This is a genomic window from Pseudoalteromonas thalassia, from assembly GCF_049257215.1.
In the GTDB taxonomy this organism is placed as follows: Bacteria; Pseudomonadota; Gammaproteobacteria; order Enterobacterales; family Alteromonadaceae; genus Pseudoalteromonas; species Pseudoalteromonas lipolytica_C.
This window is the reverse complement of record NZ_JBMMUE010000005.1, coordinates 129,493-141,268: the sequence shown is the minus strand read 5'-3', so window position 1 is coordinate 141,268 and position 11,776 is coordinate 129,493. Positions and strand designations below refer to the sequence as shown.

Annotated in this window: 12 protein-coding genes; 9 read left to right on the top strand and 3 right to left on the bottom strand. The window is 40.6% G+C overall.

Going from position 1 to position 11,776, the window contains the following annotated elements:
* Positions 1 to 131 precede the first annotated feature (131 nt).
* From ffh to tyrA, 6 genes are all read left to right on the top strand, one after another.
* Positions 132 to 1,508, top strand: coding sequence for a signal recognition particle protein (gene ffh / locus AAEU31_RS08415; RefSeq protein ID WP_135925540.1), 1,377 nt, complete (start codon positions 132 to 134; stop codon positions 1,506 to 1,508).
* A 243-nt stretch (positions 1,509 to 1,751) separates the two neighbouring features.
* Positions 1,752 to 2,000: a 30S ribosomal protein S16 gene (rpsP, locus tag AAEU31_RS08410; RefSeq protein WP_036967110.1), complete on the top strand. Its 249-nt coding sequence runs from the start codon at positions 1,752 to 1,754 to the stop codon at positions 1,998 to 2,000.
* A 17-nt stretch (positions 2,001 to 2,017) separates the two neighbouring features.
* Complete coding sequence (rimM, locus tag AAEU31_RS08405) at positions 2,018 to 2,551, top strand: ribosome maturation factor RimM (protein WP_135925538.1); 534 nt, start codon at positions 2,018 to 2,020, stop codon at positions 2,549 to 2,551.
* Positions 2,551 to 3,318: a tRNA (guanosine(37)-N1)-methyltransferase TrmD gene (trmD, locus tag AAEU31_RS08400; RefSeq protein WP_135925535.1), complete on the top strand. Its 768-nt coding sequence runs from the start codon at positions 2,551 to 2,553 to the stop codon at positions 3,316 to 3,318. The genes rimM and trmD overlap by 1 nt, the downstream gene beginning before the upstream one ends.
* A 33-nt stretch (positions 3,319 to 3,351) precedes the next feature.
* Complete coding sequence (rplS, locus tag AAEU31_RS08395; RefSeq protein ID WP_130051062.1) at positions 3,352 to 3,711, top strand: 50S ribosomal protein L19; 360 nt, start codon at positions 3,352 to 3,354, stop codon at positions 3,709 to 3,711.
* Between the two features lie 277 nt (positions 3,712 to 3,988).
* Positions 3,989 to 5,122, top strand: coding sequence for a bifunctional chorismate mutase/prephenate dehydrogenase (tyrA, locus tag AAEU31_RS08390; protein ID WP_138556842.1), 1,134 nt, complete (start codon positions 3,989 to 3,991; stop codon positions 5,120 to 5,122).
* A gap of 77 nt (positions 5,123 to 5,199) precedes the next feature.
* Here the strand turns inward: tyrA and nhaB are convergent, their stop codons facing one another.
* The gene (gene nhaB / locus AAEU31_RS08385) at positions 5,200 to 6,780 is read right to left on the bottom strand and encodes a sodium/proton antiporter NhaB (RefSeq protein WP_421966967.1); all 1,581 of its coding nucleotides are present in this window, start codon (positions 6,778 to 6,780) and stop codon (positions 5,200 to 5,202) included.
* A gap of 267 nt (positions 6,781 to 7,047) precedes the next feature.
* On the opposite strand from nhaB, the gene fadR reads away from it, so the two are divergent.
* Positions 7,048 to 7,761 (top strand): fatty acid metabolism transcriptional regulator FadR, encoded by a 714-nt coding sequence (gene fadR / locus AAEU31_RS08380; RefSeq protein ID WP_054561887.1) that lies wholly within the window; start codon positions 7,048 to 7,050, stop codon positions 7,759 to 7,761.
* 116 nt (positions 7,762 to 7,877) lie between these two features.
* Here fadR and bcp read toward each other — a convergent pair whose 3' ends face one another.
* A complete protein-coding gene (gene bcp, locus AAEU31_RS08375) occupies positions 7,878 to 8,357 on the bottom strand; it encodes a thioredoxin-dependent thiol peroxidase (RefSeq protein WP_421966966.1) in 480 nt (159 codons plus the stop codon).
* 10 nt (positions 8,358 to 8,367) lie between these two features.
* Positions 8,368 to 8,901: a glycine cleavage system transcriptional repressor gene (locus tag AAEU31_RS08370; protein ID WP_135925526.1), complete on the bottom strand. Its 534-nt coding sequence runs from the start codon at positions 8,899 to 8,901 to the stop codon at positions 8,368 to 8,370.
* A gap of 368 nt (positions 8,902 to 9,269) precedes the next feature.
* Between AAEU31_RS08370 and bamC the strand changes: the two genes are divergently transcribed.
* On the top strand, positions 9,270 to 10,331 hold the full coding sequence (bamC, locus tag AAEU31_RS08365; protein ID WP_135925523.1) for an NlpB/DapX family lipoprotein: 1,062 nt from the start codon (positions 9,270 to 9,272) through the stop codon (positions 10,329 to 10,331).
* 70 nt (positions 10,332 to 10,401) lie between these two features.
* Positions 10,402 to 11,769 (top strand): YjiH family protein, encoded by a 1,368-nt coding sequence (locus AAEU31_RS08360; RefSeq protein WP_421966965.1) that lies wholly within the window; start codon positions 10,402 to 10,404, stop codon positions 11,767 to 11,769.
* Positions 11,770 to 11,776: the final 7 nt, after the last annotated feature.

Below are 11,776 nucleotides of genomic sequence, written 5' to 3'. Positions count from 1 at the left end.
TGAATACTGTATTGTCGGCCATCATTTACGGTATACTGCTAGGAATTAAATTTTAATATTGCCTTTATTGCCGAATAAACTGTACGTTTTACAAGCAATTTAGGTGAAACTCGTTTTATCGGAAACTTTACATGTTTGAGAATCTCCAAGAACGCTTAGGTAAAACCTTAAAAAATATCAGTGGCCGCGGACGCCTAACTGAAGACAATATTAAAGATACATTACGCGAAGTCCGCATGGCATTTTTGGAAGCGGACGTTGCCTTACCTGTTGTTCGTGAGTTTGTTAAGCAAGTTAAAGAACGTGCCGTTGGTGTTGAAGTAACGAAAAGCTTAAGCCCAGGCCAAGTCTTTATTAAGATTGTTCGTGAAGAACTTGAAAAAGCCATGGGCGAAGCCAACGAAGAGCTTAGCCTTAATGCACAGCCGCCAGCAGTAGTGATGATGGCAGGCTTGCAAGGTGCGGGTAAAACAACCAGTGTTGGTAAACTAGCTAAATTCTTAAAAGAGCGTAAAAAGAAATCTGTATTAGTTGTGAGTGCCGACGTTTATCGTCCGGCAGCAATCAAACAGCTTGAAACACTGGCTGATGAAGTGGGTGTTGAGTTCTTCCCAAGCGACATTTCACAAAAGCCTGTAGATATTGCCAACAGTGCTATTTCGCACGCGAAGAAGAAATTCATTGATGTGGTATTAGTCGATACCGCGGGTCGTTTACACGTCGATAACGACATGATGGACGAGATCAAAGCACTTCATAGTGCCATTAATCCAATCGAAACCTTATTCGTTGTTGATGCGATGACAGGTCAAGATGCGGCAAATACTGCAAAAGCATTTGATGAAGCACTGCCTTTAAGTGGTGTGATCTTAACCAAGACCGATGGTGATGCTCGTGGTGGTGCTGCCTTATCGATTCGTCATATTACCGGTAAACCAATTAAGTTTATGGGTGTGGGTGAGCGTACAGATGCACTTGAGCCATTCCACCCTGACCGTATTGCTTCTCGTATCCTAGGTATGGGTGATGTACTTTCATTAATCGAAGAAGTCGAGATGAAAGTAGATAAAGAGAAAGCTGCTAAAGTTGCCGAGAAAGTATTTAAAGGTGACGGTTTCACATTAGATGACTTTGCAGAGCAACTTCGTCAGATGAAGAATATGGGCGGCATGATGTCGATGCTTGATAAGCTGCCGGGCATGCAAAACCTTCCAGATGCTGTAAAAGGTCAAATGGGCGATAAAACTTTCGTGCAAATGGAAGCGATCATTAACTCAATGACACCAAAAGAACGTGCACGTCCTGAAATCATTAAAGGCTCTCGTAAAAAACGTATTGCTGCTGGTTCTGGTACCCAAGTACAAGAGATCAATAAACTGCTTAAGCAATTTACGCAAATGCAAAAAATGATGAAGAAGATGAAAGGCAAGGGCGGCATGAAGAAAATGATGCGCGGTATGAAAGGTATGTTACCACCGGGTATGATGGGTGGCGGTCCTAAATTTTAATTGAGCTTATTATAAAGCGTGTACAAAAAAGGGGCATATAGCTCCTTTTTTTGTAGATAAATTATGCGTAGTTGTTAGCTGAGTGTAAGATTTAAAGCCCAGATCAGTGTTTAATCAACTAAACTTACATTTTGCAGCAGTTCTTACTTGCAATGTTGCAAAAAACTCGTACAATTCCCCAGCTTCCCGTACTGGGGAGTAAATCTTATTAATGAAAACAGTCAATCTAATGTAGAGGACGGTATGGTAACTATTCGTTTGCAACGTGGTGGCGCTAAAAAACGCCCTTTCTATCAAATTGTGGTTGCGGATAGCCGTTTCTCGCGTGACGGTCGCTTCATCGAGAAAGTAGGTTTCTTTAACCCAATCGCTTCTGGTCAGGAAGAAAAAGTACGTTTAGATTTATCTCGTGTTGAACACTGGGTAGGTCAAGGTGCATCTCTTTCAGATCGCGTAGCTAAATTAGTTAAAGACGCTCGTAAAGCGGCTTAATAGGCGTAAGAGTAACCATGAGTCAAGAGAACACCTCGTATATTACAGTAGGAAAGCTCGGTGCCCCGTATGGTATAAAGGGCTGGCTTAAGGTGCATTCATTTACTGATGATCCCGAAGGGATCTTCGATTTCAGCCCATGGTTGATAGGGCAACAAGGTAAATGGCAGACCTTAGAAGTGGTCGACTGGCGTCGCCACAACAAAGGCTTTATCGCTAAAGTTGCGCAAGTAAACGACAGAGACGAAGCAATGGCTTTGACCAATGTAGAAATTTCCGTGGATGCAGCGCAGCTTCCAGAATTACCGCAAGGTGAATTCTATTGGCGAGATCTCATCGGCATGTCAGTTGTAACCGATAAAGGCTACGACTTAGGCACTGTTGATGACCTAATGGAGACAGGGTCAAATGATGTTTTGGTTGTGAAAGCAAACAAAAAAGATGCATTTGGCCAAGCAGAACGTTTAATTCCTTTTTTAACAGACTCTGTTATCAAAGAAGTTAAACATGATGCAAGAGAAATTACCGTAGACTGGGATCCAGGGTTTTAATGTCACAAACAAGTTCACTATGGGTAGGGGTGATTAGCCTTTTCCCGGACATGTTTGATGCGATTACTACCCAAGGGGTTACAGGTCGTGCAGTTAAAAATGGTCTAATCGACTTTAATTGCTGGAACCCACGTGACTATGCAACTGATAAGCATAGGACCGTGGATGATCGCCCTTATGGCGGTGGTCCAGGCATGTTAATGATGGTTGAACCATTGAAACAAGCCATTCTTGACGCAAAAAAAGCGGCAGGTGATGGTGCAAAAGTAATTTATATGTCCCCGCAAGGGCGCAAATTAGATCAACAAGGGGCAAGCGAGCTTGCCAACTCAGATAAGTTGATTCTAATTGCCGGTCGCTATGAAGGTATAGACGAGCGAATTATAGAGTCGTATGTTGACGAAGAATGGTCAATAGGTGATTTTATATTAAGTGGTGGTGAACTACCCGCTATGACGCTAATTGATGCAGTAGCACGATTAGTACCAGGGGTGTTAGGGCATAACCAGTCAGCTGAGCAAGATTCATTTTCGGATGGCTTGCTTGATTGTCCTCATTATACACGGCCAGAGACATTGGATGATAAGCAGGTTCCCGCTGTATTACTCAGTGGTAACCACCAAGAAATTGCTAAGTGGCGTTTAAAACAATCACTTGGCAGAACTTGGCTACGTCGTCCTGACTTGTTGCATAACCTAGCTCTGACTGAGGAGCAAGCGGCACTTCTTGCTGAGTTCCAGCAAGAGTACCAACAAGCTTGTGGCTAGAAGACAGTTACACCTAGGAAAGTGAGAAATATAATGGCAAAAGTAAACCAAAATATTATTAAAGCGCTTGAAGAAGAGCAGCTTAAATCAGACGTACCAGCATTCGGCGCTGGTGATACAGTTGTTGTACAGGTACGTGTAAAAGAAGGTAACAAAGAGCGTCTACAGGCCTTTGAAGGTGTTGTAATCGCTAAGCGTAATCGTGGTCTTCACTCAGCATTCACAGTTCGTAAAATTTCGAGCGGTGAAGGTGTTGAGCGTGTATTCCAAACGCACAGCCCTCTTATCGATAGTATCTCAGTTAAACGTCGCGGTGCTGTTCGCCGTGCGAAACTTTACTATCTACGTGAGCGTTCTGGTAAATCTGCACGTATTAGAGAAAAACTTAACTAATACGCGCTGTTTTACAACGCAAAATAAAACGGGTTGCAGCCTTAGGTTGCAACCCGTTTTGGTTTTTATAGCAAAAAATATCTAGTTACGACTTTCAAATTTAGTTGTCAGCACTTCTTAATATCTCTTTCTAATTTAAATATTCCCTTGTGATTCAAGCCGTGTAGAAGTGTTAGGGCTTTGTGCTTTGCTGTTTATCCTGTTACTATAATTCGTATTGAAAGCTTTACTTTTTTGTATATATTTTTGTACGTTTTTGGGTTTGAGGTGTATTAACGTGGTAACAGTGAATGAGCTTGATGAATTAAGGACAGGAATTGACGAATGCGATGCGCAGTTAGTTTCCTTGTTGGCAAAAAGAAACAGTATAACGGCTAAAATTGGTGCAATTAAGCAGCAAATTGGCGCCCCTTTGCATGCGCCGGATCGCGAAGCTGATTTACTTGAAGCGCGAAGACAAGAAGCGATTGCACAAGGAGTTAACCCTGAGTTAGTTGAAGATATTCTGCGTCGTATGATGCGTGAAGCATATCAAAATCAACAAGGGAGTTTGGCTTGTTCAGCTCCTCAGTTATCTCCTATTGTGATTGTCGGTGGGCAAGGTGCGATGGGTCAATTGTTTGCACAACAATTCATTCGCTCAGGATACGATGTACGAATTTTAGATAAAGAGCAACAAGCCGACAGCGAAGCGATATTAGCCGGTGCAAAACTTGTACTTGTAAGTGTGCCAATTAATGCACTTGAGCAAGTCGTTGCTGCATTACCAACACTCGATGATGACTGTTTATTAGTTGATATTACCTCAGTTAAACAAAAGCCTTTAAAAGCCCTCATGGCGGCTCACAGCGGCCCTGTGGTAGGTTTACACCCAATGTTTGGTCCAGATATTTCGCACTGGGTAAAACAAACGGTCGTCGTGTGTGAAGGGCGAAATCATGAAGTAGCAAAAGGGCTAATGGCACAATTACAGATCTGGGGTTGTCAAGTAGTTGAAATGGATGCCAAAAAGCATGATGAAGCGATGCAAATCATCCAAGTAATGCGCCACTTAACAACGTTTGTGTACGGACAATTTTTAGCTAAACAAAGCCATACGTTAGCAGAGCTACGTAGCTGCTCTTCACCTATTTATCAGTTAGAGTTAATGATGGTAGGGCGTTTATTTGCCCAGTCACCAGAGTTGTATTCTGATATCATGCTGGCGCAATTTGATGATGTAGAGCCGTTACTTGCGAGTTATCAAGACACCTTTGCAGACACTCTTGAGAAGCTAAAAGCTGGTGATAAAGAGTCATTAATAAATGCCTTTGCTAACGCAAAAGAATATTTCTCTGATGCAACTGCACATTTCTTAACACAAAGCCGTAGCTTACTTAATAAAGCAAACGATGCGAAAGTGTTAGATTAATAATTTTGTTTAATTAAACCAAAAGCCCGCATCAAGCGGGCTTTTTAGTTTCAAATGTGTTGTTGGCAATAATTGCCCTAATGGCCACCTAAGGAACCTGGTAAAGCACCTGTGTGGTGATTAATTAAACCCCATTGATACAGTAAATCAGTCATATCAGAAAGGCTGAATAAGGTCATGCTTAAACCGACAACTGTCAACACTACGGTATAAGGTAGCGCCATATAAACCATGCGCCCATAAGATAGCCTCAACACAGGGGCTAACGTTGATGTAAGTAAGAATAAGAACGCAGCTTGTCCATTTGGTGTGGCAACACTTGGAAGGTTGGTGCCGGTATTAATTGCTACAGCTAATAAATCAAACTGGTCACGAGTAATTTGACCAGCTTCGAGTGCAGCTGCAACTTCATTTATATAAACAGTACCCACAAACACATTATCACTGACCATCGACAGAATACCGTTGGCAATAAAAAACATCACAAGTTGCAATTGGCCTTCAAAGGTCAGAACCCAAGCAATTACGGGGGTAAATAAATGTTGGTCAATGATGACGGCAACAATAGAAAAGAATACGCACAACAAAGCAGTAAAAGGCAATGCTTCTTCAAAGGCTTTGCCAAGTTGATGCTCTTCTATAATTCCTGCACTGGCTGTGGCAAAAATAATCACAGACAAGCCAATTAGACCAACTGTGGCAAGGTGTAAAGCAAGGCCAATGATAAGCCAAACTGCAATAACAGCTTGAATAGCTAGGTTTACCTTATCGCGTGTTGTGCGTTTTTTCTCAAGCTTCTTCGCATGATCAGATAAAATTGTGTGAATCGGGGTGGGCAGTTTCGCACCGTAACCAAACGCTTTGGTTTTTTCCAATAAAATAGTTGTGGATATACCCGCAATCATAACCGGCAGGGTGATTGGTAACATGCGAAAGAAAAACTCGCCGAATAGCCAGCCAGCTCGCTCTGCAATAATTAAGTTTTGTGGTTCGCCTACCATCGTACACACTCCTCCTAAAGCGGTGCCTATAGAAGCATGCATTAATAAGTTACGGAGAAAAGCACGGAATTCTTCAAGCTCTTGACGATTTACCGGGCGTACTTGATTATCATCATTAATATCATGTTCACTACTTGAGTCCTTTCCCGAAGCAACTTTATGATAAATGCTGTAAAAACCCATTGCTACAGCAATGACAACAGCCATAACAGTTAACGCATCTAAAAACGCAGACAAAAAAGCCGCAGCAATCGTGAACGACAGCGACAATACAGTTTTACTTCGCACTGAAACAACAAGCTTTGTGAAGATATACAGAAGCAAGTCTTTCATAAAGTAAATACCTGCCACCATAAAGATAAGTAGCAAAATAACATCAATATTTTGTACTATTTCATGCTCAAGTTGCCCAGCCGACGTCATCCCAATGAACATGGCTTCAATGGCAAGTAAGCCACCAGGCTGAAGAGGGTAACACTTTAAAGCCATAGCAAGAGTAAAAATAAACTCTAACACTAAAACCCAACCCGCAAGGTAGGGGTTAAGTTGAAATAATATAGGGTTTATTAGTAAAAAGGCGACAATGGTGTATTTATACCATTGAGGCGAGGTCCCCAAAAAATTTTTAAAGATCGCTGGTAAAATCCGCTGCTGCATCGCTGTACCTTATTATTTGTGCTTGTTGTTATTTCAAGTTAACTAAGCTTAGAGCTTATTTGAATTGTTAACTAGGTATATTTACTATACTTAAAGTATTATTCTTTTGGTGTCTTATTGGGCCGAAAGGGCTTTTATTTAGCTATAAATAATAGATTTTTATGCACACCGGACTTAGTTTACTTGTTAGTTGCGGATCATCTGGTACAATCAGTGGGTTGTTCGCACATTGCGATAATAAAAGTTGCTAACTCAAGTGGAAAATGAATGAGAATTTTTAAAGCGAAAAGCCCAGCAGGTTTTGCTGAAGAATACATTGTTGAATCTATTTGGAATGGTGACTTTCCGCCGGGATCGATTCTTCCGGCAGAACGTGAATTGTCAGAGCTGATTGGTGTAACACGTACAACCTTACGTGAAGTACTTCAGCGTTTAGCGCGTGATGGCTGGCTAACGATCCAACACGGTAAACCAACACGTGTTAATAATTTCTGGGAGACGTCTGGTCTTAATATCTTAGAGACACTCGCACGTCTTGATGAAGATAAAATGCCAGAGCTTACCGATCAACTTCTTTCGGCACGAACCAATATCAGTGCTATTTACACGCGTGCAGCTATTAAATTAGCACCTGAGCGTGTAATTGAAATTCTTTCGCAGAGCGAAGAGCTAGAAGACAGCGCTCAGGCATTTGCTGATTATGATTACAAAGTACACCATGAGCTTGCTGTGGCTGGTAATAACCGTATTTACGTGTTGATACTAAATGGCTTTAAAGGTTTTTACTCTAAAATTGGCTGTCACTACTTCTCTGACTCACGTACACGCGAATTAGCACGTCAGTTCTATAAAGACCTAACAGAACTTGCTGAGCGACGTGAACATGATGGTGCAATTTCGATGATGCGTAAATATGGTCATCAAACAGGTGAGATTTGGCAGCAAATTCGTGGCGATATGCCTGAAGACATCATGGATTAATAATCTGTTTTGCTGCTTTAAAATTACAAACCCAGCTCGATTGCTGGGTTTTTTGTACGTGCAGATAGTATTTTTAGCAAAAAGCGTTACCAAAGGTAACGCTTTTTGTTTAAAAATTAGTTTTGCGCGAGATAATCTAAAACAACCTGATGATGGTCTTTGGTTTTGAACTTATCAAACACGTGTTTGATTTTACCGTCTTGACCTACAAGGAAGCTAATACGATGAATTCCTTCGTATTCTTTACCCATAAACTTCTTATAGCCCCAAATACCAAAAGCATCTGCAATGGCATGATCTTCATCAGCTAATAAATCAAAGTTCAGCTCTTTTTTGGTTTCAAAGTTTTTTAAACGCTTGATTGGGTCTGGACTTATACCAACGATACGGGTGTTAAATTTAGCAAGCTCAGCTTTTTCGTCACGTAAGTTCTCTGCTTGTACAGTACAACCTGGTGTTGATGCTTTCGGATAAAAATAAACCAGTACTTGCTGGTCTTTTAATAAATCGGCTAACACGATTGTTTCATCGTTTTGATTTTGTAGACTAAAAGCAGGGGCTGTGTCACCTGCTTGTAGAGGATTAATTTTCTTCATACTGTGCTCCTTAACGAATGCGTCTAAAGATATAATCTACGTTCAAACTACGAGAAAGATCTTCAAAGCTCACTTTAAAATTATCAATATCAACGTCGACAGGAATATTAAACTCCAGTTCACAGCGCATTTTTAGTTCATTGTCTTCTTCATAAGTGTCTGACTTAAGTGAACAAATGCTGATGTTGTTGTCAGCAAAAAAACGAGTAACTTTGCTTAATGTACCCGGAGTGTCGATACCCGTATATTCAAGGGTGTAACCGGCACAAAATTCACATGCAATATGACTTGCTGTGCGTTTCATCATGGTTAATAAACCAAGTTCCATTCCTTTTGTAGGCAAGGTATGCTCGATTCGGCTAATTGCAGACATATCGCCTGCTAATAACATAATAAAAGTAAATTCATTACCCAAGATAGCAATGCGACTGTCAATAATATTGCAATGACAATCACTCACTAGCTGAGTTAATTCGCTAACGATACCGGGCCTGTCTTCGCCAATCGCTGTGAGCACTATCTGATGATTTGAAAAAGCAGTCATGGAATTTTAAGTACCTAGTAATTAAATAATACCAATGGGTATAAGCCAATAAGCCTTGATTTCACGTGAGTTTAATACTGCACGGCGGCGAAGTTTACCATAATTAACATCGTTAACGGTAGCTGCGATTAATTAAGCCGTTAATAAAGTGTGCTCTTTCTTGTTTTTAGGGGCATCAGAAAGTACCATAGTTAAAATTTTGCAAGGCGATAAGTAAACATATACATGACGCGTTAACCCAAATTGCTCGGGTTATTTGCATAAAAACAATAAATGTAAAGTTATAAATGATTTTACAGTGAACCAAATCGGCATTACCCACTCATATATTTGTTAAAAAATTAAGGGTTTGCTAAGGAGAAATATCTGTGCAGTATTGGATCTCAAAGGCGCTTGCTGTAAGCGTAATGGTAAGTTTAACAGGATGCAGTGTGTTCACTGATGAAGCACACCATAAGCGTAATTATCGTGCAAATGAACCGGTCAAAGCGCCAGCAGGCCTTGCGCAACCGACTCAAGATCCGACTTACAAAATGGATGTTGCACAATACGACAACAACCCTGAAGCAAAAAATTATCGTCCGCCAGCACAGGTTATTACCATCGCGCAAGGAACTTGGGTGGAAGAAGGTGATAAATTAGCTCGGGTTTATTTTGATAAAAATGATGGTATTGAAGATCTAGATACATTCATTTGGGACTCTATAAAAGCGGTATTAGCAGAGAAAAATACTTCTGTAGAAAAAGCTGACAAAGCAACAAATAGCATCGAAACAGGCTGGTATACAATTATTAAACCTGAAGATGGTTGGTTTTGGGAAAGTGAAAAAGAAGTATCTCAACAACGCTTTTTATTTACAATTGAAGAGAAGTCGCATCAACGTACAGCTTCTTTAACCTCAAAACTTGTTGATTATAAAAGCGGTTCACAACAATTGACGCCACTTTTACAGCAACAACTAGAAGTGCGTGCTCTTAACCAGATTATTGCTGAGTTTGATTACCGCTACCGTCAGTTAGAAGTGGAAATGCGTAAGCAACAAGGCATTATTTCTCTTGAAATGGGCTTTGATAACAAAGGCAACGCTGCGCTTGTAACTGAGCAAGAATACAGCATGGTATTCGATCGTTTTTCTGGTTTCTTAGAGCGTTTATCTTTCACAATTGTTGAGATTGACCAAGAGCGTGGTTTGATCACTGCTGATTATAAAAAGCCAGAGTCAAGTGTTTGGGATTCAATTTGGGGCGAAGAAGTTGCTGAGTTACCAATTGAAGATGGCCAGTACCAAATTCTCGTTAGCCGCACTAATGATGGTGGTACAAGTTTAACTTGGATGGATTCGCAAGGTGCTACGCTAGAGCCTGGTACAATGAATGACCTACAACAAGCATTAGAAAACGCGCTGCGTCAGCGTGGAATTAATATTTAATAATTAAAAAAATTAAACCACCACAAAAAGAGCCTAGCCGCTCTTTTTGTGGTTTCTACAGGTTGAAAATATGTCTAACTTAAACGCAACAAATCGCATCGACATGCGAACCTTGTTCACCTTTTTCGTTCCTTCACTTATAGGTGTCTTCTTATTCATGACGCCGGTACCCATAGGTGAAGCAATGACCATCCCAATTGCTGTTATGGCAAAAGCAGTGCAACAATGGATTGCACCTTTTGCACTGGGTTTGATTACCAGTATTGTTTGTATCACCGGTATTTTATCTTTAGTGATAAAGTTGTTTAAACCACAGCCATTACTTAAGTACTTTATAATTAGACATTTATTTGATGTTAGTTGGCTTTGGCTGAGTGTTCGATTACTGGGTATGGTATTTATTATTCTGACCTATACAAAACAAGGGCCAGAAATGATTATTTCCAGTAATACCGGTGCATTGGTGTTAAACGACTTATTGCCCGTGTTGTTTTCTGTGTTTGTTTTAGCGGGATTATTATTACCGTTATTATTAAACTTCGGTCTACTTGAGCTAGTGGGTACCTTATTAACTAAAGTTATGCGCCCACTTTTTGGTGTGCCAGGTCGAAGTGCAGTCAACTGTGTGGCATCTTGGTTAGGTGACGGTAGTGTGGGTATTTTGATGACCGCTCGTCAGTATGAAGATAAACACTATACACAACGCGAAGCTGCCATTATTGGTACCACTTTCTCAGCTGTATCAATTACCTTTTGTTTAGTTGTTATTGGTCAAGTAAAGCTTGAGCACTTATTTGCACCGTTTTATTTAACTGTGTGTTTAGCCGGTTTAGTGGCAGCACTAATTGTGCCTCGTTTACCACCATTACGTTTTAAGAAAGATTTATATTTTGATGGTAGCGAGCCCGATAAAGATGCTGAGTTGGTACCTGAAGGTAAAACCTTAATTTCGCATTCGTTAGATGTCGCATTTGCTAAAGCGCGCACTGCACCGGGCTTTGTTGGTACAGTTAAAGAAGGTCTGCACAACGCATTTGATATGGTATTCGCAGTATTACCTGTGGTTATGGCGGTGGGCACATTTGCTCTGATCATTGCTGAATACACGCCGATATTTGAGTATATGGGTAAACCATTTGTACCATTTTTAGAGCTTCTTCAAGTACCTGAAGCCGAAGCTGCAGCACAAACTATTATGGTTGGTTTTGCAGATATGTTTATTCCATCAATTCTTGCTGCAGGCAGTATCGAAAGTGACGTTACACGTTTTATTATTGCAGCAATGAGTGTAACCCAATTGATTTATATGTCTGAAGTCGGTGCTTTGCTTTTAGGAAGTAAAATTCCGGTAAATATTATTGAGCTATTCTTCATCTTTATTTTGAGAACCTTAGTGACATTACCGGTTATTGTCTTAATGGCGCATTGGCTAGTATAAATAAGCT